At 60.6% G+C, this 25,315-nt stretch carries 25 protein-coding genes and 1 pseudogene; 15 read left to right on the top strand and 11 right to left on the bottom strand.

Annotated features, from left to right (window positions below):
- Positions 1-316: 316 nt before the first annotated feature.
- Complete coding sequence (locus I8N66_RS15280) at positions 317-1,333, bottom strand: LacI family DNA-binding transcriptional regulator (protein ID WP_291154868.1); 1,017 nt, start codon at positions 1,331-1,333, stop codon at positions 317-319.
- 137 nt (positions 1,334-1,470) lie between these two features.
- On the opposite strand from I8N66_RS15280, the gene I8N66_RS15275 reads away from it, so the two are divergent.
- The 6 genes from I8N66_RS15275 to ugpC all read left to right on the top strand — a co-directional run bounded on the left by I8N66_RS15275 (position 1,471) and on the right by ugpC (position 7,713).
- Complete coding sequence (locus I8N66_RS15275; RefSeq protein ID WP_291154867.1) at positions 1,471-2,505, top strand: Gfo/Idh/MocA family oxidoreductase; 1,035 nt, start codon at positions 1,471-1,473, stop codon at positions 2,503-2,505.
- A gap of 10 nt (positions 2,506-2,515) precedes the next feature.
- Entirely contained in the window at positions 2,516-3,418 is a 903-nt protein-coding gene (locus I8N66_RS15270) for a sugar phosphate isomerase/epimerase (protein WP_291154866.1), read from the top strand.
- A 60-nt stretch (positions 3,419-3,478) separates the two neighbouring features.
- Positions 3,479-4,711: a sugar ABC transporter substrate-binding protein gene (locus tag I8N66_RS15265; protein WP_291154865.1), complete on the top strand. Its 1,233-nt coding sequence runs from the start codon at positions 3,479-3,481 to the stop codon at positions 4,709-4,711.
- Between the two features lie 205 nt (positions 4,712-4,916).
- Positions 4,917-5,819: a sugar ABC transporter permease gene (locus I8N66_RS15260; RefSeq protein ID WP_291154864.1), complete on the top strand. Its 903-nt coding sequence runs from the start codon at positions 4,917-4,919 to the stop codon at positions 5,817-5,819.
- Positions 5,816-6,643, top strand: a complete 828-nt coding sequence (locus I8N66_RS15255) for a carbohydrate ABC transporter permease (RefSeq protein WP_291154863.1) — start codon at positions 5,816-5,818, stop codon at positions 6,641-6,643. Before I8N66_RS15260 ends, I8N66_RS15255 begins: the two co-directional genes overlap by 4 nt.
- Positions 6,640-7,713, top strand: coding sequence for a sn-glycerol-3-phosphate ABC transporter ATP-binding protein UgpC (gene ugpC, locus I8N66_RS15250; RefSeq protein ID WP_291154862.1), 1,074 nt, complete (start codon positions 6,640-6,642; stop codon positions 7,711-7,713). Before I8N66_RS15255 ends, ugpC begins: the two co-directional genes overlap by 4 nt.
- A 409-nt stretch (positions 7,714-8,122) precedes the next feature.
- Here ugpC and I8N66_RS15245 read toward each other — a convergent pair whose 3' ends face one another.
- From I8N66_RS15245 to I8N66_RS15200, 10 genes are all read right to left on the bottom strand, one after another.
- Positions 8,123-8,374, bottom strand: a complete 252-nt coding sequence (locus I8N66_RS15245) for a DUF1344 domain-containing protein (RefSeq protein ID WP_291154861.1) — start codon at positions 8,372-8,374, stop codon at positions 8,123-8,125.
- A gap of 171 nt (positions 8,375-8,545) precedes the next feature.
- Positions 8,546-11,197 carry an FtsX-like permease family protein gene (locus I8N66_RS15240; protein WP_291154860.1) on the bottom strand — a complete coding sequence of 884 codons (2,652 nt, stop codon included), beginning with the start codon at positions 11,195-11,197 and terminating at the stop codon, positions 8,546-8,548.
- A 12-nt stretch (positions 11,198-11,209) separates the two neighbouring features.
- Positions 11,210-11,875: an ABC transporter ATP-binding protein gene (locus I8N66_RS15235; RefSeq protein WP_291154859.1), complete on the bottom strand. Its 666-nt coding sequence runs from the start codon at positions 11,873-11,875 to the stop codon at positions 11,210-11,212.
- On the bottom strand, positions 11,868-12,530 hold the full coding sequence (locus tag I8N66_RS15230; RefSeq protein WP_291154858.1) for an ABC transporter ATP-binding protein: 663 nt from the start codon (positions 12,528-12,530) through the stop codon (positions 11,868-11,870). The genes I8N66_RS15235 and I8N66_RS15230 overlap by 8 nt, the downstream gene beginning before the upstream one ends.
- 1 nt (position 12,531) lies before the next feature.
- Positions 12,532-13,125: a hypothetical protein gene (locus I8N66_RS15225; protein WP_291154896.1), complete on the bottom strand. Its 594-nt coding sequence runs from the start codon at positions 13,123-13,125 to the stop codon at positions 12,532-12,534.
- Positions 13,126-13,408: 283 nt separating this feature from the next.
- Entirely contained in the window at positions 13,409-14,062 is a 654-nt protein-coding gene (locus I8N66_RS15220) for a response regulator transcription factor (protein WP_291154889.1), read from the bottom strand.
- 296 nt (positions 14,063-14,358) lie between these two features.
- On the bottom strand, positions 14,359-14,874 hold the full coding sequence (locus I8N66_RS15215; protein ID WP_291154856.1) for a DoxX family protein: 516 nt from the start codon (positions 14,872-14,874) through the stop codon (positions 14,359-14,361).
- A 4-nt stretch (positions 14,875-14,878) separates the two neighbouring features.
- Complete coding sequence (locus tag I8N66_RS15210) at positions 14,879-15,664, bottom strand: DNA-binding domain-containing protein (protein ID WP_291154887.1); 786 nt, start codon at positions 15,662-15,664, stop codon at positions 14,879-14,881.
- Positions 15,665-15,668: 4 nt separating this feature from the next.
- A complete protein-coding gene (locus I8N66_RS15205) occupies positions 15,669-16,592 on the bottom strand; it encodes a DUF692 domain-containing protein (protein WP_291154855.1) in 924 nt (307 codons plus the stop codon).
- A gap of 121 nt (positions 16,593-16,713) precedes the next feature.
- Positions 16,714-17,037, bottom strand: coding sequence for a DUF2282 domain-containing protein (locus I8N66_RS15200; RefSeq protein WP_162768917.1), 324 nt, complete (start codon positions 17,035-17,037; stop codon positions 16,714-16,716).
- 226 nt (positions 17,038-17,263) lie between these two features.
- On the opposite strand from I8N66_RS15200, the gene I8N66_RS15195 reads away from it, so the two are divergent.
- The 9 genes and pseudogenes from I8N66_RS15195 to I8N66_RS15155 form a co-directional block, all read left to right on the top strand.
- A complete protein-coding gene (locus I8N66_RS15195) occupies positions 17,264-17,800 on the top strand; it encodes a sigma-70 family RNA polymerase sigma factor (RefSeq protein WP_291154853.1) in 537 nt (178 codons plus the stop codon).
- Position 17,801: 1 nt separating this feature from the next.
- On the top strand, positions 17,802-18,440 hold the full coding sequence (locus tag I8N66_RS15190; RefSeq protein WP_113540284.1) for an NrsF family protein: 639 nt from the start codon (positions 17,802-17,804) through the stop codon (positions 18,438-18,440).
- Positions 18,441-19,315: 875 nt separating this feature from the next.
- Positions 19,316-19,816, top strand: coding sequence for an NADH-quinone oxidoreductase subunit J (locus I8N66_RS15185; RefSeq protein WP_291154852.1), 501 nt, complete (start codon positions 19,316-19,318; stop codon positions 19,814-19,816).
- Positions 19,816-20,118 (top strand): NADH-quinone oxidoreductase subunit NuoK, encoded by a 303-nt coding sequence (nuoK, locus tag I8N66_RS15180; RefSeq protein WP_291154886.1) that lies wholly within the window; start codon positions 19,816-19,818, stop codon positions 20,116-20,118. The genes I8N66_RS15185 and nuoK overlap by 1 nt, the downstream gene beginning before the upstream one ends.
- Positions 20,119-20,122: 4 nt before the next feature.
- Positions 20,123-21,589, top strand: coding sequence for a monovalent cation/H+ antiporter subunit D family protein (locus I8N66_RS15175; protein ID WP_291154851.1), 1,467 nt, complete (start codon positions 20,123-20,125; stop codon positions 21,587-21,589).
- Entirely contained in the window at positions 21,586-21,840 is a 255-nt protein-coding gene (locus I8N66_RS15170; RefSeq protein WP_291154850.1) for a hypothetical protein, read from the top strand. The genes I8N66_RS15175 and I8N66_RS15170 overlap by 4 nt, the downstream gene beginning before the upstream one ends.
- Entirely contained in the window at positions 21,833-23,593 is a 1,761-nt protein-coding gene (locus tag I8N66_RS15165; RefSeq protein ID WP_291154848.1) for a Na(+)/H(+) antiporter subunit D, read from the top strand. The genes I8N66_RS15170 and I8N66_RS15165 overlap by 8 nt, the downstream gene beginning before the upstream one ends.
- A 9-nt stretch (positions 23,594-23,602) precedes the next feature.
- Positions 23,603-25,078, top strand: a complete 1,476-nt coding sequence (locus tag I8N66_RS15160; RefSeq protein WP_291154846.1) for an NADH-quinone oxidoreductase subunit M — start codon at positions 23,603-23,605, stop codon at positions 25,076-25,078.
- Positions 25,075-25,315: pseudogene (locus tag I8N66_RS15155) on the top strand (hypothetical protein); the annotation flags it as partial. The gene I8N66_RS15160 and the pseudogene I8N66_RS15155, both read left to right, overlap by 4 nt.

The following is a 25,315-nucleotide window of genomic DNA, read 5'->3' as shown; positions in this document are numbered from 1 at the left end:
TCCGTTTGAAACGATAACGCCGCCCCGTTGATGCGCGAATGTTTCGACCGACCGTTCGACGGTCAGTGGCTGTCTGTCGAACTGACTCGTGATGGAGCTGTCAGCCGCTGAATGGCCCTTCTCCTGGCAAAATCATAGGCATGTTGAGGACACTCGCGAGTGCGCCGTCGTACGCAGAACAGGTGCAGGCTCGGGTCAATCCACCAACTGGATGAATGATACTGTTTTGTGGGTCGGCGCCCGATTTCGGCGCCTTTGCGGGGGAGAGGCCGAACGCGGTCCGACTGTCGCCGCCAATGCGGCAATCGAGGCTTGGTCAATCGCTCTCGCCCGGGACGAGCGTCATGGGCCAGAGGAGCCGCGCAGATCTCGCCGGGTAAATGTCTGCAAAAGCAGGCATCGTACCAAGCAGGGATTCGGCAAGTGCTATGCCAAGATCGCGCAGCGACAGACTGAAAGCCGTCAATCGGGGCGACAGGAATTGCGAATGCGGACTTTGACGGCCGATGATCGCCATGTCTCGCCCAGGTCTGATACCAGCTTCCACCAGCCCACGATAAAGGCCGACGGTGATCGCTTCGTTGATCAGCACGATTGCGGTCGGGCGTGTCTCGAGTGCGCTCAATTCGCGGGCGATCTGGTATCCGCCTGCCTCGTTCGGGGTTGACCGGAAAATGTGGCGCTCGTCGAGATGCAGCCCATGTCGGGCAAGGGTCGCCCGGCACTGATCTTCAAACACATAGCCCAGGTTCATGTCGTCATGCGGTCGTGTAATCGCGATGTGCTTGTGGCCGCGGGCGACGAGCCGATCGACGGACGCCTCGGCCATGCCTTCGAAATCCAGATCGAGCCAGGGTTGACCGACATCGGTCAGGCTTCGTCCCAGTGTGATGAACGGGATCTTGCGCTTGGACAATAACTCGAAGCGGGCATCGTTGCGCCGGGTTGCCGAAAGGATGATGCCGTCGGCAAAACCACGCGCAACGACACGCTTCAAATAGTCGTTCGGGTCCTCCTCGGACGAGCAGAGCAGGGCAACGAGATCGAGCTTGTGACGGGCAAAGACGGTCTGGACGCCGTCGAAGACGCTCATGAAGAAGGTGTCGCCCTGGCCGGTAATTTCGGACCCGGTCTGCATCATGAAGCCGATGACGCCGGTCGCCCCTTTTCGGAGCGCGCGGCCAGATTGGTTGGCGACGTAGCCAAGCGATTCCGCTGCTTCGAGCACCCTTTTTCTGGTCTCTTCGTTGACGTCGGGCTTACCGTTCAGCGCTCGGGAAACCGTGCCAATCGAAATATCGAGGTGTTCGGCAAGCTCGCGAATCCCCTTCATTTTTCCGCGTTCCTCCCCAGACCCGCGACTGGTCATTTTCACACCTCTTGACATAAAAACCCTTTGCCGCATAGTGGCGTAAACGTTTACGGAAGCCAATTGAGGAGTTGCTGCTTCCGTTTCTTGGAGGAAATCACGTGCGATACAGAGCCGTTTTGTGCGGGTGCGGAGCTATGGCCAAGGGCTGGCTGAGGGCGCTGACGGAGAGCGATGTTCTTCGCGAGAAAGTGGAGATTGTCGGCCTCGTCGATCTCGATCAGGCGACCGCTGAGGCGCTTGCTGCCGAGTTCAGCCTTCGTGGCATCATAATCGGAACGGACCTGCCGGCGGTTCTTCGCGAGAGCCGGGCCGATCTTCTGTTCGATATCGTCGTTCCGGCCGCGCGCCGCGCAGTGGTGGCTGCCGGCCTTGCGAACGGTTGCCACGTCTTGAGCGAAAAACCGATGGCTGCCACGCTCGAAGAGGCGCGCGAACTGCGTCGGCTTGCCGCTGAGGCATCGCGGACACATGCGATCGTTCAAAACCGTCGCTTCATCAGCGGCGTTCGGCGCATACGCCGCCTCATCCAATCCGGCGCTCTCGGTGAACTGACGGCGTTGCATTGCGACTTCTTCCTTGGTCCGCATTTCGGAGGATTTCGCGAGCAGATGGACAACGTCCTATTGCTCGACATGGCCATTCACACCTTCGATGCCGCGCGCTTCATGTCGGGCAAGGATCCGCTCGCGGTCTATTGCCACGAATATAATCCCGAGGGCTCCTGGTATCGCCATGGCGCCGCTGCCAATGCGATCTTCGAGTTCTCCGACAATGTCGCGTTTACCTACCGCGGTTCCTGGTGCGCGGAGGGAGCCAGCACCAGTTGGGAAAGCGCGTGGCGCATCACCGGCTCGAAGGGCACTTTGCTTTGGGATGGCGGCGATCGCTTCGATGCAAATGTCGTCACGGGTCAGGAAGGTTTCCTGCGCACCATCGAGCCGATTGCGGTGCCCGATGCCGAAGACCTCGCCGACACGCACGGACATGCAAGCGTGCTCGAGCGTTTCATCCGCGCGATCGATGCGGGAACGGTGCCGGAAACAGACGGCAGCGACAACATCAAGAGCCTTGCCATGGTCTTCGGCGCAATCGACAGCGCGCGGGACGGCAAACGCGTCACCATAGCAGCCTAGGGAGCCTGTTTTGACCAACCCCAGCAAATCCATCCGCATTGGCACGATGATCTCCGCCACGAAGGGTGGCGCCGACAGGCGCATCGGCCAGATCGCCGACATGGGCTTCGAGAGCTTCGAGCCCTTCTTCTGGCAAACGACCAATGGCCAGGACCTCGCCGAGCTTGGCAAGCGTTGCGTGGCCGCAATAGGTGATCGCGACATCACCATCTCAACGCTTGGCATGTTCGGCAATCCGTTGGAGACGACCGCGATCGACGAAGAGACCTTGCAGGGTTGGCGAGACTGCATCGACAATGCCCACCACTTCGGCGCTACTTGCGTTGCCGGTTTCACCGGCCGCCTTCGCGGCAAGCCTTTGACCGACAGCCTGCCGCGGTACAGGAAAATCTGGTCCGAACTGTCGAAGCGTGCAGCCGATAAGGGCGTGAGGATCGCATTCGAGAATTGCGCCATGGACGGCAACTGGCATACCGGCGACTGGAACATCGCGCATAATCCGGACGCCTGGGAGTTGATCTTCAACGAGACGCCGGACGATCACATCGGGCTCGAATGGGAGCCATGCCATCAGATGGTCTATCTGATCGATCCGCTGCCGCAGATCCGCAAATGGGCAGCCAAGATCTTCCACGTGCACGGCAAGGACGCGACCATCCGCTGGGATGTCATCCGCGAGCACGGGATCTTCGGCAAGGAGAAGTTCGTCTTCATGCGTACACCCGGCTTTGGCGACACCAACTGGACCGATGTGATTTCCGAACTTCGGCTGGGTGGCTGGTCCGGCTCGATCGACATCGAAGGCTGGCATGATCCGGTCTATCGCGACGAACTGGAAATGACCGGCCAGGTCCATGGCCTGAATTACCTCAAGACGTGCCGGGGCGGCGACTTCGTCGCCGACCCGGTCTGAGACGTGCATGCTCAGCCGGCATGGAGGATGCCGGCACGGGGATAATCAAAGGAGGAGAAAATGGCTATCCGCGGATCCGCAATCCTGGGCGCGTTCGCCCTTGCAGGTGTCTCTCTATTCGGTCTGTCTGCCAAGGCGGAAGATGTCACGATCAGCGTCTGGTCGCTCGATCGCGATATTCAACCCGCACCGAACCTGATTTCGGACTTCAACAAGTTGAACACCGGCATCAAGGTCGAGTATCGCCAGATCCAGTTCGACGATGTCGTCAGCGAGGCGATGCGTGCCTATTCGACCGGGCAGGCACCCGACATCATCGCCATAGACAATCCGGAGCATGCACTTTTTTCGTCGCGCGGCGCGTTCCTCGATCTCACCGACATGATCGCCAAGTCGACGGTGGTCAAGACGTCGAACTATTTTCCCGGACCTCTCGCCTCCACGATGTGGGATGGCAAGAACTACGGGCTTCCCAAGGCGACGAATACGATTGCGCTCTACTACAACAAGGACATGTTCAAGGCGAAGGGCCTTGATCCTGACAAGCCGCCGCAGACATGGGACGAACTGGTCGAAGCGGCCCGCAAGCTGACGGACCCCGCGGCCAATGTTTACGGGATCGCATTCTCGGCCAAGGCGAATGAGGAGGGGACCTTCCAGTTTCTCCCCTGGGCCCAGATGGCCGGCGGTGGCTACGAGCACATCAATTCGGATGGCGCCGTCAAGGCGCTCGACATCTGGAAAACCATCATTACGGAGAAACTGGCTTCGCCCGACACGCTGACCCGCGGCCAGTGGGATTCGACCGGCACCTTCAACTCCGGCAACGCCGCCATGGCCATTTCAGGTCCGTGGGAACTCGACCGGATGGTGAAGGAGGCGAAGTTCGACTGGGGCGTCGCGCTGTTGCCAGTGCCCGAGCTTGGTGCGGAGCGTTCGTCGGCGATGGGCGATTTCAACTGGGCGATCTTTTCCAATACGCAACACCCTGCCGAAGCGTTCAAGGTGCTCGAGTACTTCGCCTCGCAGGACAATCGCATGTTCAAGGACTTTGGCCAGCTTCCAGCCCGTTCCGACATCGCTATTCCGGAGACTGGCGTGCCGCTCAAGGACGCGGCCCTCAAGGTTTTCAATGAGCAGCTCAAATACGCAAAGCCGCGCGGACCCCATCCGGAATGGCCGAAGATCTCCAAGGCGATCCAGGATGCGATCCAGGCAGCGTTGACCGGGCAGATGACGCCAAAGGATGCGCTCGACCAGGCTGCTGAAAAGATAAAGGCAGTCCTTGGCTAAAGCTTTTGGCAAGGCGGCCTGCACGCTTCGGCATGTGAACCGGAGTGGACAGCCGCCTTCCATTCAGCTTGCTCGATCGCCATTAGGCGCAGGAGCTAAAAACGTGTAACCCATGCTGGCTGTGTCGGCATGCCCTTGGTCGTTCTCGTTTGCAGGCCACCAGTACCAGCCCGTGTGTGCTGGCGCCTCGGCGGCGGAGGAACACATGAAACGCCTTCTATCCAGCCTGATTGACGGCCGCGGCTTCGATGTCGGCCTTGTCAGCCTGCCGCTCGCATTCCTCATCACCTTGTCCGGCCTGCCGTTGCTCTATAACATCGCCATGAGCTTTCAGGAGGTCGACATGTTCAGCCTCGGCAGCTTCTGGCGCCCCTTCGTCGGCCTCAAGAATTATAGGGATCTGTTCGCTCAGCCTGAGACGTGGCCGATCCTGGTCAATACCGCGACCTTCGTCACAGCCTCGATCACCGGTCAGTTCCTTGTCGGCTTTGGCCTGGCACTGTTCTTTTGGACGAATTTTCCAGGCGCATCCTGGGTGCGGGGTCTGTTTCTGGTTTCCTGGGTGATGCCCGGCCTTGTGGTAGGCGCGATCTGGAATTGGATCCTGTCGGGCGATTTTGGCGTGCTCAACTTCATACTGCGAGAAACGGGCCTCATCGACAGCAACATCTTCTGGCGCTCGGACCCCGGTTACTCCCTCTGGGCCGTCATAATCGCAAACATCTGGCTCGGTACCTCCTTCAACATGATCCTGCTGTCCGTTGGTCTGTCGGCCATTCCGCGGGATCTTTATGAGGCGTCCGAATTGGATGGCGCCAATGTCTGGCAACGCTTCTGGACGATCACCCTGCCGATGATGCGTTCGTCCATCGGGGCGATTGTCGCTCTGGGGCTCATTTTCACGCTGCAGCAATTCGATCTTTTCGCCTCGATCACCTCGGGAGGGCCGAACAATGCCTCCAACGTCACGCAGTACTGGGCCTGGGACTTGTCCTTCCGGCAGTACGATTTCGCCAAGGGCGCGACGATCTCGGTGATCATGATCGTCTTCGTGATGATCGCTTCGGTCGTCTACGTGCGGTCGACACGGCATGAGGTGCGCGGATGAGCAATGTATCCCGGGATCGCCTGCTTCTCGCCGTCGCGATCATCCTCGCCGGCATCTATCTCTTCCCGCTCTACTGGATGTACATCACCACGATCAAATCGGGATCAGAGATGTTTGCGACCCCGCCGACTTTCTGGCCGAGCGATCCCCAGTGGCAAATCTTCGGCAATGTCTGGCAGAGCCGGAACATGGGCCGATATATCTGGAATTCCCTGGTTATCGCCTGCGGAGCAGTCAGTGTCATCACGGTGCTCGGTGTCGGCTGCGCTTACGTGCTGGCGCGCTACCGCAACATCTGGATCGATATCGGGCTGTTCCTCATTCTCATGTTGCAGGTCCTTCCGGCGTCGCTGATGATCACGCCGATCTTCGTGGGCTTTTCGCAAGTTGGGCTGCTCAACTATCCGCGGCTTGCGGTCATCCTTGCGATTGCGGCCAAGAGCATGCCGTTCTTCGTCGTCCTGGTACGCGCGACCTTCATGAGCGTGCCACAGGAATTGGAGGAAGCAGCGCTCGTCGACGGTAACTCCCGGGTCGGCGCTTTCTTCAATATCGTCCTGCCTCTGGCACGAAACGGCATCCTCGTCAGCGCCATCCTGATCTTCATGCAGGCGTTCGGTGAGTTCGTCTATTCGAAGTCGATGATCCAGGCCGTCGAACTGCAACCGGCAAGCGTGGGTCTGAACTCCTTCATGGGGCCGAACACCAATGAATGGAACAACATCATGGCCTATGCGGCGATCTACGTGACGCCGATCCTCGCCATCTTCGTCCTCCTGCAACGCCGCATCGTCTCTGGCCTTACCTCGGGAGCGCTCAAATGACCGCCCAGATCGAACTGACGAACGTCAACAAGTATTACGGCGCCTATCACGCGCTGAAGGACATCGAGCTGTCGATCCGCAAGGGCAGCTTTACCGCTCTCGTCGGTCCTTCCGGTTGCGGGAAGTCGACCCTGCTGCGGTCGTTGGCCGGCCTTGAGGGCATATCATCAGGTACGCTCAAGATCGCTGGCGAGGTGATGAACGCAGTGCCGCCGCGCAAGCGCGATGTGGCGATGGTGTTCCAGTCATACGCGCTCTATCCGCACATGACGGTCGAGGAAAACCTGACCTACAGCTTGCGCATCAAGGGCGTTGCCAAGGCCGAGCGCAAGAAGGCGGCCAACGAGGTTGCCTCTGTGACCGGACTTACGCATCTGCTCGGGCGCTACCCGCGTGAGCTTTCCGGCGGCCAGCGGCAGCGCGTGGCGATGAGCCGGGCGATTATCCGGCACCCAAAGGCGTTTCTGTTCGACGAGCCGCTCTCCAATCTCGATGCGGCACTTCGCGTTCATATGCGTAAGGAGATCCGCGCGCTGCACGACCGGCTGGGCGCAACGTCGGTCTATGTCACCCACGATCAGGTGGAAGCAATGACGATGGCCGACCATGTGGTCATCATGCGTGACGGCGTCATCGAGCAACAGGGTAGCCCACTTGAGCTTTATGACCGGCCGGCCAACAAGTTCGTCGCTGGTTTCATCGGCTCCCCCGCCATGAATTTCCTGCCCGCGGTCGGCAGTCAGGATGGACGGTCGATCATTCTGGACCTTGGGGTCAAAAAAACGATCGCGCTTGACCGGACCGTACAGCCGGGGCGTGCCCTAAGCGTCGGATTGCGGCCCGAGCATATCGAACTTGCGGCGGCGGATGAGGGTGTTCTCTCGGCACCGGTGGCGCTCGTCGAATCGACGGGGGCGACATGCTTCCTGACAATGGCAACGACGCCCGAACTTTCCGTGGTCTTCAATGGCCGATCGGAGGCAAGAGCAGGCGACAGGGTCGGATTGAGCTTTGCTCCCCGCAGCATGCATCTCTTCGACGCCGATACCGGACGGCGTCTTGCTGATTAAGGCCAGCGCTATCCAGGCGCGCACTTCCGACAAAGGAGGCTACCAACCTCTCAGCTGCGCACGCTCGGAAAATTCGGTGGTCCTTAGAAAAGTGCACCACGCACTCGCGATTGCGTTTGAGGGGAGCTTGACGGCGGCCGCATCGTCGCCTTGCGCTTTCTCGGGGGTTCGACCCGTTTCCAGGATCATGGCTTCCCGATCAGAGCGACAGGGAGATTGTTGGTGCTAGCGGCGATTTCATGGCGACGGCGACGTCCGTTCCCGCCGTGACAATCGGCACTTTTACGTGCTTGCCACGGACCATGACGGCTTGGCGCGAAGATTTCGCACTTCGACTGGCCACTGATCGAACGCCGCATCGCGGCCGACAAGCGGGTTGCCGGCGCGATTATGGCCCGCAAAATGATGTTTACTTTACCGCGTGAATGCTTGTGGCAAATAGTTTGCCACCCTTGCGTGAATAGACGACCGCGATTTTCTCGCCCACTTTAAGCGTTTCGGCTTCGATGCCTTCCGGTAGTGCGAGCGTCTTGCCGTCCGACAACGTGATCGAATCGTGTTTCTTGTCGATCGCCTTGACTGTGTCGGTCATTTCCGCAGCGACAGCAGTCGCCGTCGTCGCGGCCAATATCAGCCCAATTGCGATGATGGGTTTTTTCATGTCACTCACTCCTATTTGGGTTGCCTCTCGATACCGGGCCTTCAGGCATGCGGCCGTATCTGGGGGACTGAACCCAGCTTGAAGCCCGATGTTTGCGGGGGCGTTTCCCGAACCATACGGATCAGTAAGGTGCGCTTGCTGCAGTAGCGTCGGGCATGTTCAACGGAGCGCTCAGAACTCCCTCAGATACTCTGTATCGCGTCCTCGCTGTGGCCGCGCGACCACAACCGCCACGATGACCGCCGCCAGCACCAGCAACAATACGATACCGAGATAGACCCAAGGGACAGATAGTGTTTCGGGCGGAGGATCGAAGACGCCGGTCAGTAGCTTCACCAGCATCCATGCCGTCGTTGTCCCCGAGATAAGACCATAGGAAACGCCGCCGACCACAACGAGAAGCCCCTCACTCCAGAGAAAGGCAGACAGTTGCCGGCGCGTCGCGCCAATGGCGCTCAAAATAGCGAAGTTCCTGCGCCGCTCGATCATGCCAAGTGCCAGCATCAATCCACCTGCCGCCGCAGCCATCATCACGGCGAAGACCAACTCTATGGCCGTCAAACCAGCCAGGTTAACCGCCGTCAGGCTCGAACCGATGAGGTGAGCAACCTCGCCTATGTCAGTGACCTTCATCGACGGGTCGGACAAAAGAAGATTGGAAGCTTGCGCCTTCAAAAGCGCTGGGTCGCGCTTGGCTCGTAACAGCACATATTCCGAAGCTGCAAAGTCGGTCTTTTCGGCAATGTAGGAGGCATTGGCCACGAGAAAGGAGTCCTTCGGCGCGGTTGGGAACTCGCGCACGACACCGATGAACTTAAACGGCACTGGATGATATTGATGGTCTTGAGCGCTCATCAGTCGCAAGTTGATCGTGTCGCCCGGCGCAAGTTGGAAGTCCTGGACGGTTTCCTGTGACACCAGCAGGCCGTCTGGCGTTGCGGCAAGCGCGGCGAGCATCGCCTTCGCGCTGCCGTTGCTGAAATAGGCGTCCGAAAGGCTCGTTGCACGCCCAATGCGTTGAGGATCGATGCCATAAAGATCCTGAAGGTCGGAGCCGACATAGGCGAAGCGATGCTGCATCGGTTCCGCTACCGCAGTTTCCTGCAATGCTGCGAGCGCTTGCATATGTGCATCGGCTGGATTTGCGGAGGTACCGAAGACACTGACGTCGGCCCCGTTGGTAAGTTCTGCATCAACACGCGCCTGTGCGCTGTAGGTCTCATTGAAAATCGCGATCGAGACGGCGAACGAGATGGCCAGTGCCGTCATCGCAATACCGGCCGTGATCCGCCGGGCCTGCCGGGATAATGCAGCAGCGACAATCGGCGCAAGGACGCCGCAGGCCGGCCTTATCAGGGCGCGCAGAAGCCTGCCGTTGCCTTCAATGATGCTGTTGGACAAGCGCAAGCCCAGCAGGGCCAGCCCGATCCAGAGCAGGGCCGGCGCGATGAATGCCTTGTAGTCCACGGCTGTTGCCCCGACGCCCTCCGGCGCCAGTACGATCTGATAGCCCGTGCTTGCAGATTGCCAGAAAAACAAGCCCGCCGCGGCAAGGACCAGAACGTCCAGCCACAAACGTTGCCATAGTGGCGGACGAGCCTCACCGACCACACGCCGCGCCGCGCTAACGGTCGTCAGGTGCATGTCGCGCCACGCAGGCTGGAGATAAGCTGCAAAGCCAGTGGTAAGTCCGACAATCGCCACGACGCCGAGAATTGGAGCGGCCGTTGCCTGAACAAGGCGCATCCCCGGGACCAAAGGCCCCAGCCACCACGCCGCTGCAATTCCAAGGGCAGTACCGCTGAGCGCAGCGACCGCTGCCTCGCCAGCAAACAGTGTTAGGATTGTCCGGTTGGACGCGCCGCGCACCCGCAGCAAGGCCTGCTCGACACGACGGCGGGCGGCACCGGAGGACGTTACCGCGAAGGTGAGAACGATTGCCAGAACGACGCCTGGCACCCCGAGGAACAGGAACAACACGGATGCATATAGCGCGTCCTCGCGCACTGCATCGAGGCGAGAGCCCAGGTTGTCTGCGATCAGTGCCTGCCCTGAGAACTTGGCTTCCAGGTTTCGCGCGGCGCCTGCGACAAAACCAAGTGCCGATACAGGGTCTGGAGGCAGGGCACCGTGAACGAGCCTGAGATGCAATTGTAGTCTTGCGGTGTCGGGACGCGATTTCGCCTGTGCATCAAAAGCCAGCATCCCATCTGCCGGCGGAAGGATAAGCACATTGTCCGGGGGGGCCTGCGGGGCCGCCTGTGGCGCCAGCCCAACCGCCTGAAACATGGCATCGGCGTCGGGGAGGTCAACGACGCCCGCGACCTTCACCGTCAGAGGCGGCAGGTCGATCCGCTTGATCGTCACCTCGTCGCCCGGCCCGACATGCAGGTTCGCCGCGGTTTGCTGCGCGATCAGGACGCCGTCGCGGTCGCCGGCAAGATATCGGATTTCCATCGGAAAGTCGCGCAAGTAGCCGCCGTCGAACGCGACCACCTCTCCAGGTCCGGTCGTCTGCACCGTGCCGCCGGTGATCGCCTCGAAGCCGGCAGCCTCCGCATAGCGCACCTGATGAACCGATTGGACAATCGTCGTTTGATCCAGCATCTTCCTTATCGCGTCCGGATCTGCGCCCGAAGTGAGTTGTATCTGCCAGTCGATCGGGACGGCGGAAATCGCGCGGGAGGTCATGGAAGCCGCCGCGCCCGCCAAAAACAGTGCGATGACGGCAAGAAGTGTGGTCGTGAGGCCGATGCCTAGTGCCGACCCCGCGACACGAACGAGCCGGTGAGTAAGAACGCCGCGGATCCATAGAACCAGCATCACGCCCCCCTTTTATCGTGGCGTGGCCAACCGGCCATGCTCGATCGTCCAGTGGGTTGACATTCGGGCTGCGACCGCCCGGTCATGCGTCGCAATGACGAGAGCGGCAGGCGTTCCTTCAATGTGTTGCAGCACCGTGTCCATCAGGCGCTGGGCTGTTGTAGCGTCCAACTGCCCTGTCGGTTCGTCAGCTAGGATAAGCGGTGGTCGAAGAGCCAGGGCTCGCACCATCGCAACCCTTTGCGCCTGGCCGCCCGACAATTCCTCGGGCAGCTTGTCTGCAAGTTCGCCGAGACCGAAACGGGTCAGGAGGGTGTGCGCTTCTTTGCCGTCGAAGGACGGATCTTCACCTGCCAGAACGGCTGGTAGACCGACATTCTGTGCTGCGGTCAAAGCCGGAAACAAGCTCGGGGACTGAAACACAAAGCCGATCCGACGCGGGCGAAGCTGCTCGATGCTGCCAAGCGAAGGCCACTCGATCTTTCCGTTCGTCGGACGGTCCAATCCACCAAGGATATGCAGCAAGGTTGTTTTTCCAGATCCGGACGGACCGGACAAGGCGATGCGGTCACGTGCACGGATCTCGCAACCCACATCGTTCAGCACTACAAAGCGACCGTCGCTTCCGCTTGGAAAATCTCGGTCGATGTGCCTGCAGACGGCCAGGATTTCAGTCATCTTCGACTTTCCCATCGTGCAGCCAGATGGTCCTGTCGGCTTTTCGGGTCAGGGCCGTGCTATGCGTTGCGAGCAAGGTGGTGAGGCCGGCGCTGCGCCGGATTGCAAAATAGTCGATCAGTCCGCCTTCGGTATCGGCGTCAACCTCGGCGGTGGGCTCGTCGGCGACGAGGATCGGTGGGTTTGCGGCAAGGGCCACCGCAAGACCGGCGCGCGCCGTTTCACCGCCTGAAAGTTGCCAGACGAAGGCATGGGCGCGGTGCTGCAACCCCACAATTTCGACAAGTTGCTCAACGCGCCCGCCGTCCGGTTTCCCCGCCAGCCGCATCTGAAAGCGGATGTTTTGCGCAACGTCGAGATGCGGGAACAGATTGCCCGACTGGAGAAGAATACCGAAATTCGCGGCGCGGATCCGCGCCCGTGCCGCTTCGGGCCGCCGGGTCAGCCGGTTGCCGTCGATCATGACATGTCCGCCATCCGGTTCGTCCAGCCCCGTCAGACAGGATAGCAGCGTGGATTTCCCGCTGCCGGAAGGTCCGGCCAGGGCAACGAACTCGCCAGGCCGCAGACATAGGCTCACCCCACGAAGGGCGAATGTCTCGTCCTCGCCCGTGTGGAAAAATCGGTAGAGTTCGTGCGCGATGAGCGTGACCATCCTAGTTCCAATGGAACGACCTGGACATCAATTGCCACTGATCGACATTGTCGGCACCTTTTGGAGCGTACAGTTCGAGCGTGGCCAGTTTGCCCTCCCTGAAATAGAGGTAGCGCTCATTTTCAAGCCGAACCTGCTTGTTGGTCACCGCATTCGGCGCGGAGTTCGAGGTATAGACAATGCGGATCGCCGACCCCGCAGGCAGCTTTACTGCCTCAACAGTCGTGACGGTCACCGACCGCTCGGCTGCCTTGAGGGCCGGTACCTCGTTCGACTTGACGCTTTCGATGGTCGGCGCCGAGGCGGCCTTTGAGATCGAGACGGTCACGCCGTCCAGTTTGTCGACAAAACTTGCACCATCGGGGTGGTCGGAACGCGCCCAGCCCTCAGGAACTTTTATCCTGAAGCCGTCCGGAGACGCATAGTCGATGAAGACCTGCGTATCCGGTATGTCGCCGGGAGGGTTCTTTTCTGCTGGAACGGCCTTTTCTGCGGCCGCCGAACCGCCTGCAAATGTGAAAATGGGGCCAAGGCTGGCAACCGAGACAAGAGCAGCCGCGAGAATGGTCCGGGACCAGGGGGAGGTGTTTTCCATCGATGCCACCCTTCATGTGAAGCGACACCTCAATGGTAGGACAGCCAATTTACCGGCGGATCGCTCGAACAATACAGATCGGTAAGTCAGTGCAAGAAAGTGGGGTTCGACGACCGAACGTACAGCGGCTGAAAACCGCTGGGCAAAGAGGTGCGCCTGGACGAGAACGCCAAAGAAAATCCAGGCTGCGTTGAACCGTATGGGTGGAAGTGAAGGCGATCTCAACCGGATGAGCGATGTCAGGGACGACGCGGATGGAACCGTCGGAATTGAACGGTTAACCTCACTTGATGAAGTAGCCGACCCCTCGCACTGTTTCTATCCGGTCATGACCGATCTTCTTGCGCAGGCGGCTGATATACACCTCTACGGTGTTGCTCTCGATTTCTGAGCCGAAGGCATAAAGCGCGTCAAGAATCTGGCCTTTCGACACGAGGCAACCGGGTCGGACGACCAGCTTGTCCAGAACGGCCCATTCCCGCGCGCTCAGCATCAGGCACCGACCGTCGACAACCAGCCTCCTGACAGTCTGGTCGATTACGATACCCGGCAACTGGACCAGGGAACGCAAATTGCCCGCATAGCGCCGGGTCACCGCCAACATACGCGCTGTCAATTCGCCCAGATCGAACGGCTTGCAGAGGCAATCGTCTGCTCCGGCGTTCAGGCTGTCAATCCGATCTGACACCCGATCGTGTGGGGTCAGGATGATGACCGGAGTGCCCGTATGCCGGGCTCGCAGCGCTTGTAGCAGAGTGAGCCCGTCACCATCCGGCAGCAGCAGCTCAAGAAGTACGATGTCGTAGCCAGTCGTTTCGGTAGCTGCCCCCGCATCGGCAAGTCTCTTAAACCAGTCGATGGCATGTCCGGCAGCTGCGACGTGATCGCGAAGCTCCTCTCCCAATGCTTCATCGCCTTCGACTATCAACACTCTCACGGCATCACCGACGGTTGTGTCAGCAATGACTAAATGAGCTTGCGCTGCAACGTCAAGTCGCGAACACTCGGTATCCCCGGTGATCCTCTTTCGAGCATAGATCCCTTCCGGCAAGGGCGCCTCAGTGCTCGCAGGTTGCGAGGCGATTGTCGTTCCGCCCATCAGGATCAAAATCCGCTGGACATGGGCGACACCGGGGCCCATCCCTAGAAACGCGGGCGGATAATGCTGGACGATGTTCGCCAACCGCTCGCAGGGCAGTGCTGCCGCCCCGGCGGCAGACGCCGTAGGCGGTTTCAGTGCTTACGGGATCCGCCGCTCCAGGTGCACAGCATGTGGTCGAGCGACAGTTTGCCGGGGCCGGAGGCCATGATGCCGAGCGCCATCGCCGCCCAGGTAATGTGGATGGGCCAACCGTCCGGCACGGTCAGCTGGACGACTATGGTCATCACCAGCAGTCCGAGCGCACCAAAGCGTGTTGCCAGGCCGAGAACCAGCAGGATGGGCAGAAGGATCTCAGCGGAACCGGCGGCAAAGGCCATAGCGGCGGGCGCCGGATAGGAGTACGGGCCACCGGGCAGGTGCAGCTGGAACTCCGAGCTGAACAGGAGGACTGCAACATCATTCAGTTGCAGGAATCCGTCCCACTTGCTCATGCCCGAACGGAACAACGGAACGGCGAGCGCAAACCGCAGGACAAGCTGGGCGAGCCAGACAGGGGCGAGCGCGCCCACGGCCAGGCTTGCGCGGCGGACCCATTGGGGGTGGTTCGTGGCGTCGACGCCATTTTGGGAGCTGGATGCGGACATCATGTTTTCATCCTCCGTGACGAATGGCTGAAAAAGCGCCGATCTCGAGCGCCGTCGCAATGACGGCGGCAAGGTCGAGCGTCGGGTCATGGCCTGCTGCTTCTGTCGCGGCTGTCGCCAGGGGCACGCCTTCAAGCAGCCGCAACAGCAAAATGCCGGCTCCCGGCGAAAGCTGGCGCACAACGACTTCCAGCTGGGGCCGGGCAATCAGCGCGCTCTCCGGCGCCGATGTCTTGATCCGGCCAACAGGTCCGCTTGCCCGGTTGGCGGCAAAGATCGTTGCCGCTGGATAGTCAGACCGAACAAGCCTGGTTGCCGGGTGCGGCTCGAAGACCACTTCCCCAAGTCGCCCGGGCGGAACGGCTGTGAGGCACTCGGGCCTTAGGGCCGCCGCGTCGGCCGCGTGATATGCGTCGAGCCAGGCGCGTTCGATCTGCGCCACGTCGGCAAGCCAGGGCATCGACTGCGCGTGTTCGTAGCGATCTATGAAGCCCGGAAAGTCCCGGCCAAATTCGAAAAGAAGCGGCGAGGTCGGCGGCGTTTCCCGCACGTGAAAGCGCGCCATGGCACGAAAGAACGTCTCGCCCGTTATGCGCCTCGTCACCGGGAAGGTTGCTGCGAGCGCCTCGATCAGGCTGACGGTGACATTGTTGCGGTAGACGTTGAAGCGCATGACCGCCGCCTTGCCGTTCGGACCCGATACAAGCGCCGGCGTCGGGCACTCGGGATCGAGAAGTGGTGGCACGAAGCCGGCCGCGTAACCGCCGCCAGTATCGTTGAGCGCGATCGCAATTTTGTCAGACGCCTGCACGGATCTTCTCCCGTGGCTGCGCCTGCGCACGGCGGTCAAGGATCGCCTGTGCGGCGGTCGCTTCGCGCTTGAGCAACGGCCAGTCTGGAATGGCGCTGTCCCATTCGATCAGCGTCGGTAAGGGACCGCTGCGGCCGATGACCAGCTCATAAAGTTTCCAGACCGCATCGGCGACCGGTCCATCGTGGCTGTCGATCAAGAGGAGTTCACCCTCGTCGTCTTCCTGCTCCGCATGCCCGGCAAGATGGATTTCGCCGACATGGTCCAGCGGAAAATCGGCGAGATATGCGAGCGCGGAGTAGCCCTGGTTGGTGGCCGAGACGAAGACGTTGTTGATGTCGAGCAGCAGCCCGCAACCGGTGCGGTTCACCAGCTCTCGGAGGAATGCCGTTTCGCTCATCGTCGAATCTGGGAAAGTGACATAGGTGGAGGGGTTCTCAAGCAGAAGCCGGCGGCCGATTGTCTCCTGGACCTCATCGATATGCTCGGCAACGCGAGCAACGGTCGCCTTTGTGTAGGGAAGCGGCAAGAGGTCATTGTAGTAGATTGTCTCGTGGGTCGACCAGGCGAGATGCTCGGAGACAAGCGCCGGTTCGTAGCGCTCGACCAGGTCCTTGAAGCGCTTGAGATGCGCTCTGTCCAAGGGTTGGGGGCCGCCGATCGACATGCAGACGCCGTGTAGCGAGACCGGGAATTCCTCGCGGATCCGGGCAAGTGCGGCGTGCGGGGGGCCACCGGCGCCCATGTAGTTTTCGGCGTGAACCTCGAAGAAGCCGCCAGGCGCATCATCGGCAAGGATCGCCTGAAGGTGCTGGGGCTTGAAGCTCGTTCCGGCCAGCCCGGCAATCTTATGTTTCGGCAGGCGTGGGCTCACCAGGGCAAGTCCGCTATCTTTCGTTGAAGTGCTCATTGCCAATCCCGTTTCATTGGTGTGATGCGTGATGGCGGGAGGGAGCGTCCCTGGCCCGCCAATCTCGCAATTCCGATGCGGAACGGGGCGCGTTTACCGCTCCGTTCCGCTGCGCGTTGGATCAGGATGGCATGTCGCGGGAGAGAGGCTCGGGTGAGCCCATGCGGCCGTCGGGCAGTTTCATCGTCGTGCAGGTACCGCCATCGACAAATTTCCAGGCGTTGCCCTGATAGTCGACGGTGGAGGTTGCCTGGCACGTCGTTCCCGGTCCGGCGGCGCAATCGTTGTGGCCTTTCAGGGCGACGCCGAAGCATTTCTCCTTGCCGGCATCCATCGCGCTCTTGACCTGCGCTTCGGTGAGCGGTGCCGCGGTCGCGAGCGACGAGAGGGCGGCAGCCACAGCGCTTGCCAGCATTGCGCTGCTGATCGTGGACTTCATGGACATCATTGTATCTCCGTGTTGAACTGTTCCCGTGCGTCCTGTCTGAGGCGCACGTCTGGTTCTTCGTCGCGGAGGCTGGTGGCGTTACATAAAGTCGGCAACACGCTTTCGTGATGCCGACGCGAGCTGTCACGAGGATGTCAGTGGGCGGGACGAGATTGCCCATGCGATTTCCTTGATCGCAATGTAACAAAAGCCTGGAACCGGCGAATGAAGAGGATGGACGCGGGTGAGTGGCGCGGACGACGAACATCTCGCAAGACTTCTGCGCCAGGCCGTGGCTGGTGACGAGAAGGCCTATGGCGATTTCCTGCGCGAAGCAGCCCTGGTCATTCGCGGCTGGGCGCGGCGGTGGACGGCCGGTGGTGGCGTCGATGCCGAAGACATCGTCCAGGAGGCGCTTCTGGCGGTTCACGTCAAGCGCCACACCTGGCGAGACGATGCGCCGGTCGTTCCCTGGCTCCATGCAATCACCCGGCACAAATTCGTCGACGCCGTCCGGCGGCAGGCTCGCCGCCCGACTGTTGGTATCGACGAAATCGAGGAAACGCTTGCGAGCGCGGAAACCGAGAAGCTTCGCGACTGGGAGATCGGCCGGGCGCTGGAGGGCCTCGCACCGGGTCAACGCTCGGTCGTCAACGCGATTTCGATCGACGGCTGTTCGGTTGCCGAGACGGCCAAGAGACTGGATATGAACGAGACGGCGGTTCGCGTGGCGCTTCATCGCGGCTTGGCTGCGATCGCCCGCCGGTTTGGACGGAACTGACATGGATACAAATGACCTCATCAAGGCCCTCGCGGCAGACAACCGGCGACCGGGCTTGTCCATGAACACCGTCTGGCGGGCTGCTGCAGCTGGAGCGATCGTGCTTGCCGGGGTCGTCTTCTTCCTGTTGCTCGGGCCGCGGCCGGATGTCGCTACGGCTGTCGAGACGCTGCGCTTCCTGTTCAAGTTCGTCGTCACCGTTGCGCTGGCGACGACGGCCTTTGCGGCCATGCGTCTTGCCGGCTGGCCGGAGGCCGAGCCGCGCAGGCTGCTGCGCTATCTGTCGATCGCGCCCTTGCTCGTGGTCGTCGGCGTTGTGCTGGAGCTTGCTTCCGTGCCGCCCGAGGCTTGGGGTGCAAGGTTGATCGGCACCAACAGTGTGCTTTGCCTGACCTTTATTCCGCTGATCGGCCTGGCGCCGCTGGCACTCTTCCTGTTGGCATTGCGTCACGGGGCGCCATCCCGCCCGGAACTCTCGGGCGCGCTTGCGGGCCTTGCCGCCGGCGGCATCGCCGCGACTTTCTATGCGGCGCACTGCCCGGACGATTCACCGCTCTTTGTCGCGACCTGGTATACGATTGCAATCCTCGGCCTGGCCCTGCTCGGGGTGATCGGCGCCCGTTTGACGGTGCGTTGGTAGGCGCAAGCGCTTGCATCCGGTCGGACCAACCGCTTGTGGCATTGCGGACGGATCTTGGAACTTGCCCTTTTGCTCGTGATTTTTGGCGGCGCCCACGCGTCTCCTGGCTGTTTCACGACGTCCCAGCAATAGGCGCTAGCAGGACGCCTGTAGAAGCCGCTTTCGTCATGAGGCCATGAGCACAAATGCTTGAGCCTCCGCAGGGACGGAGGCCCAAGCTACACTTTTGAAATGGAGGAATTGCGCGGCAATGCAAACCAGCACAAGTTCATCTCTGACCTGTGCTTTTTGGATGCGCAACTACAAGTATATTGTCACAGTTGCGGCGGTCGAACGCAACGAATTTCTAGGGTTTCTGACTAATCAATTCGGGTTACGCAAGACTCGGTCAGACCGCAGTTCATACGCTTTCAGGATGTCGCCGAATTGAAGCGACTGATCACCGGCTTCTTTGTACAGTGGCGTTGTGTTCTGCTGTTCCTCACCGAGAAGACGGCTACTGTGAGCCTGATCACACGTTGCTATTCCGCTCTCGCATCCTTTTTGACTTCGAAATTGATGCCAAATTTCACGGGCGGCCGTAGCAGCCGTATCCTCTTTGGGCATGTAGCCCGGCGCATGACTGTCCCCGGTTATACTAGGTGTGCAAGGTTAGTATAGCGCCCGGTCTTCCTCGACATGCTTTATACCAAGGGTTGGCGCGGCCAATCCAGGGGATGCAGGCTTCAAGGGCTAACAACAATTTGTATTGACGACAATCATCTTGTGAAAAATCCGATAGAGGCGCACAATTTTAGAACGCATCTGAAGTGTGGCACTATCTTTTTCAGGCCGCCTCGCGCTGAACGATAGTGCGCGCGGGAGGGTCTGCGTCGATGGGCCAGGGGTTCTTCCTTCTGTTCGCGGCAGGGGCTGTCATCACAGCCCTGACAGTGGTCATGGCGCGCAATCCAGTCCATAGCGCATTGGCGCTGATGGCATGTTTCCTGCAAATCTCAGCCATCTTCGTCCTGCTTGAGGCGCCGCTGCTCGCGGTCGTCCAGATCTTCGTCTATGTCGGCGCGATCATGGTCCTCTTCCTGTTCGTGATCATGATGATCGACGTGCGCGAAGCGGTGCTGCAGCGCTTCTTGCCCGGCGGCAATCTTCCGGCTCTGGTCCTGCTCGTCCTTTTGGGGATCGAGATGGCTGTGCTGGTGCTCTGGAGCAACCGCCTTTCGGTGGGCGAGCCCGCCGCCGCGCCAGCAGGCGATAAAATCAGGCAACTCGGCACCACTCTTTTCACCGACTACCTGCTGCCATTCGAGGTTGCCTCGGTGATCCTTCTGGCAGCCCTCGTCGGGGCCATTGTCCTCGCCCGGAAGGAGTGGCGATGATGGTTCCACTTGGCTGGTACGTCCTGCTTTCAGTCGTCCTGTTCGTGATTGGGGCCGCAGGTGTGCTGCTCAGGCGCAACATCCTGATCGTGCTGATGTCGCTCGAGCTCTTGTTGAACTCGGTGAACATCAATTTCATCGCCTTTGGACACTACTACGATGACCTTCGCGGACAGATCTTCGCGATCTTCGTCATCGCCATCACCGCGGCGGAGGTTGCCGTCGCCCTTGGCATTTTGGTCGCCCTCGTGAGGAACCGCGCCACCCTCAAGATCGACGACGTGACCTTGATGAAAGGATAGCGGCTTGGAACCGGTGATATCAGTCCGGCCGCTACTTGCCGTCGCTGTTGCAGGGGTGGCGGCTCTTTCCATTCTCCTGCTCAACAAGCACGAGAAACTCCGCGACGTCGTCTCGCCGCTGGCGGCGGTCGCCATGTTTTCGATTGTCATCTCGATGGCACCGACGGTCCTGGCAGGCGGCACGGTCGAACTGCGCCTGTTCGAGATCCTCCCAGGGATTGATTTTGCATTCCGGGTCGATGCGCTCGGCATGGTGTTTGCGACCGTTTCGTCGCTCCTGTGGATCGCAGCGGCGGTCTATTCGATCGGCTATATGAAGCACCTTCACGAGCACGCACAGACCCGCTTCTTCGCGTGCTTTGCGACAAGTCTGGCGGCCGCCGTCGGCGGCGCCTTTTCCGCCAATCTGTTCACGCTGGTGATCTTCTACGAGGTGCTAAGCCTCGTGACCTATCCGCTGGTCTACCACCACGAGGACGACGCGGCCTGGGCGGGCAGCCACAAATACCTTGTCTATCTGTTGGGCGCCTCCAAAAGCGTGCTTCTCGCAGCTCTGGCACTGACCTACCAGATGGCGGGATCGCTCGACTTCGTGCCCGGCGGCTTGTTGGCGAGGGGCGATGCACCGGCCGGACTGCTGACGGTTGTCTACTTCTGTTACCTCTTCGGTTTTGCCAAGTCCGCGGTGATGCCGATGCATGCCTGGTTGCCTGCCGCCATGGTGGCGCCGACACCGGTCAGCGCGCTGCTCCATGCTGTGGCTGTGGTCAAGATGGGCGTCTTCTGTGTGCTCAGAGTGGTGTTCCATATTTTCGGCGTGGGCCTGATGGGCAATCTGGGGCTCGGCATTGTGACAGCCTATCTTGTCTCTTTCACCATCCTGACGGCCTCCATATACGCGCTGACACGCGACGACCTTAAGGCGCGGCTTGCTTACTCGACTGTCAGCCAACTCTCCTATGTCGTGCTTGGAGCGGCTCTGCTTTCACCGGTGGCGATGGTCGGCGGCATCCTTCACATCGCCGTGCACGCATTCTCCAAGATCACGCTCTTCTTCTGCGCCGGGTCGATCTATTGCGCGTCAGGCAAACGCAACATCAGCGACATGGCAGGCATCGGGCGCAGGCTGCCATGGACGATGGGGGCATTCTTCGTCGCTTCGCTCAGCATGATCGGCGTGCCGCCGACCGCGGGCTTTATCAGCAAGTGGTATCTGGCACTCGGGTCGGTCGAGGCAGGCGAGATGGCGTTCCTCGCGGTGCTCCTGGCAAGTTCCGTCCTCAATGCCGCCTATTTCCTGCCGGTCAGCTACGTCGCCTTTTTCGGGAGGACAGAGGCGTCGGAGGGTCAAAACACCATCCGCGAAATTCCCCTGGTGACAATCCCCCTGGTCGCGACGGCCGCCCTGTCTGTGCTCATGGGTATGTTCCCAGGCTATTTTGTCACGCTTGCAGAAGGAGTGATCCGATGATCAAGCGTCTCGTCGACTTCTTCGGGGATCCCCGATACGCAGTGCCGCGCCGCAGGCTGTTCTATCTGGTCCTGGTGCTCATCGTCGCTGCCGACTTCCTGGTCCCGCGCGAGCATTCCGAATACCTCTGGGAGCGCTTGCCGGGCTGGTCAGCCGTCTACGGTTTCGGCTCATGCCTGCTGCTGATTTTCGTTTCCAAGTTCCTCGGCCATCAAGTTGGGCTCATGCGGCGCGAGGACTATTATGACTGACTTCGTCCACCCCGCCTTGCTGTTCATTCTTGGCGCCGTAGCGATCCCGGTCCTGAAGGGGTCGATCCGCAGGGCCTATCTGGTTCTCGTCCCGGTTCTCGCCATCGTCTCGGTGCTGACGATCGAACCTGGCAGCTATGGCGCGGCCCGCTTCGTCGGCCAGGACATTTTGCTTGCCAAGGTCGACAAGCTCAGCGTCGTCTTCGCGACCGTCTTCTCGATCATGGCGCTGATCGGCACGATCTATGCCCTGCATCTGAAGAGCGCTGGTCAGCACGTGGCCGCCTTCGTCTATGTCGGCTGCGCGCTTGGAGTAGTCTTTGCCGGCGATTACCTGACCCTCTATCTCTTTTGGGAGGGCATGGCGTTTGCATCTGCCTATCTGGTCTTTGCCGCGCAGAGCGAACGGTCGACCCGCGCAGCGTTTCGCTATCTCATGGTCCACGTTACCGGCGGCGTCTTGCTACTCGGCGGCATCGTGCACCATGGGCTATCGGCGGGTTCGTTCCTCTTCGGCCCAATTGCGGGTTCAATGGACACCGGCGCCTATCTGATCCTTGTCGGCTTTCTGCTGAATGCGGCAGTGCCGCCGCTCAATGCCTGGCTGACCGACGCTTACCCCGAGGCGACCGTGACCGGGGCGGTGTTCATGAGTGCTTTCACGACCAAGACGGCCGTCTATGTGCTCGCTCGCGCCTTCCCGGGAACGGAACTTCTCGTCTGGCTTGGCACCGCAATGGCGCTCTACGGCGTTATCTACGCAGTGCTCGAGAACGATTGTCGGCGGTTGCTTGCCTATCACATCGTCAGCCAGGTGGGCTACATGGTGGCTGGCATCGGCATCGGTACGGAGTTGGGCGTAAACGGCGCCACCAGCCATGCCTTCGCCCATATCCTCTATAAGGCGCTGCTGTTCATGGGGGCAGGGGCGGTGATCCAGGTCACCGGGCGCCGCAAGCTCACCGAGCTTGGCGGGCTCTACAAGACGATGCCGCTGACGGTTACACTCTACATGATCGGCGCCTTGGCGATCTCGGCCTTTCCCTTCTTCTCCGGCTTCGTCACCAAGTCGATGGTGGTGGCCGCCGCCGGCGAGGATCACCGGGCGTGGGTGATGCTGGCACTGACGATGGCCTCGTCGGGCACGTTCCTGCACACTGGTCTCAAGCTCCCGTATTTCATGTTCTTCGGGACAGATCGGAAGATCGAGGCTCACGAACCGCCGGGCAACATGCTGGTTGCGATGGCGATGGCTGCGGTGCTCTGCATCGCGATCGGCGTGTTCCCGGGGCCGCTCTACGCACTTCTTCCCTATCCGGTCGTCTTTGAACCCTATACCGGGTCCCACATCACCGAGAGCCTCGGCGTGCTGATGTTCACGGCTCTGGCCTTCGTCTTGTTCTTAAGGGCGCTCGATCCGGAAAACACCGTCAGCCTCGACACCGATTGGTTCTATCGTCGAGGCGCGCGAGCGTTCCTGTGGTTCGCCGAAAAACCGCTCGCCCGGTATGAAAAGGCGGCAAGCGACGTTAGCGAAACCGCCGTTCTGCCGTTCCTGCATGGTACGGCGCGCGCCGGGCTTCGCTTTGATCTTAACGGCGTGGACGCAGCCGTGAACGGCCTTGCCCGAGCCATCCTGGACGGAGGCGGGACGCTGCGGCGGCTGCAGACCGGCGTCGTTACCCACTACGCATTGGCAATGATCGCCGGCGTGATTGCGGCGACCGCCATAATTGCCGTCGTCTGGCAGTAGGGGGGTAGCATGACCTTTCCACTGCTCAGCCTCATCGTCCTTTTGCCCGCCGCAGGTGCCGTGGTCCTGTTGCTGCTTCGCAGCGATGATGCGGTCAGATGGATGGCACTCGCATTCACCGTGCTCGATTGCGCGCTTGCGCTCTTCATGCTCTTAGGCTTCGATCCGACGACCCACGAGATGCAGTTCGTCGAGAGGCGTCCCTGGGTGCCCGCACTCGGCATCACCTATGCGCTTGGCATCGATGGCATCAGCGCGCTCTTTGTATTCCTGACCACACTCTTGGGCTGGATCTGCGTGCTTGCCTCCTGGGTCGCCATCGACCGCAAGGTCAAGGAATTCATGATCAGCCTGCTTGCCATGCAAGCCCTTATGCTTGGCGTGTTTTCGGCTCTCGACCTCTTCCTCTTCTACGTCTGCTGGGAGGCCATGCTGATACCGATGTACCTGATCATCGGCGTCTGGGGCGGCGAGGGGCGGGTCTATGCCGCCTTCAAGTTCTTCCTCTATACGCTGACAGGCAGCCTGCTCTTTCTCGTCGGCGTGATTGTGCTCTATCTCCAGGGCGGCCGGACATTCGACATTCTCGTGCTCATGGGTACGGACCTGCCCTTTACGACGCAGTCCTGGTTGTTCTTTGCCTTCCTCGTCGCTTTTGCGGTCAAGGTACCGATGGTCCCGCTCCATACCTGGCTGCCCGACGCTCACGTCCAGGCGCCGACCGCCGGCAGCATCATCCTTGCTGGCGTTCTATTGAAGATGGGCGCATACGGTTTCCTGCGCTTCTCCTTGCCGATGTTGCCGGAAGCATCGGTTCACTATTCGACGCTGATGATGGCGTTGTCGGCCTTGGCCATCGTTTATGGCGGCTTTCTCGCGTTGGCGCAGGACGACTTCAAGAAACTGGTGGCCTATTCCAGCATCAGCCACATGGGTTTCGTGACGCTTGGGATATTCGCCCTCAACCGGCACGGCCTCGAAGGCAGCATCCTGCAGATGTTCAATCATGGCGTGACGACCGGCGCCTTGTTCCTCTTCGTCGGCCTGATCTACGAGCGGACCCACACCCGCAGCATCGCCAATTATGGCGGCCTGATGAAGGTGGCGCCTGTCTATACCGGGTTCCTCGCCCTGTTCGTGCTGTCGTCGATGGCGTTGCCAGGCACCAATTCGTTCGTCGGTGAACTGCTCGTGCTCTCCGGCGGCTTTGCAGCCAACCTCGCCACCGGTGCGGCGGCCGTTCTCGGCGCCTTGCTGGGCGCGGCCTATCTGCTTGGAATGTATGGAAAGGTGGCGCTCGGCCCGGTAAATGTCGTCGACCGGTTCAAGATCCGTGACGTCAATGCGCGCGAACTGACAGCGATCCTGCCGCTTGCCGTTTTCGTGCTTTGGGTCGGGCTCTACCCCAAGCCGTTTCTCAACGTCATCGACAGTTCCGCCACGCATCTCCTGGACGAAGTGCGCACCAAGGGGGGAGGCCCATGACGGCGGCAACACTCCTTTCGTGGATTGTCGCGAGCCTGCCGGAAATCCTGGTGGTCACAGGGGCCTGCATCCTCTTGATCGTGGGGCAACTCGTGCGCAAGGACCAGAGACACGTCCTCGTCTGGGCTTCCGTCGCCGTCGTTATCATGGCGGCACTTGCGACATTCATGCTGGCGGGCGAGGCGTCCTACCTCGCCGCAAATCGGCCTGTGATGCGTTCGCGGGGCGCGGCCCTGC

The organism is Ensifer sp. SSB1 (assembly GCF_016652895.1).
GTDB lineage: Bacteria > Pseudomonadota > Alphaproteobacteria > Rhizobiales > Rhizobiaceae > Ensifer.
This window is presented reverse-complemented; position numbering and strand designations above follow the sequence as displayed.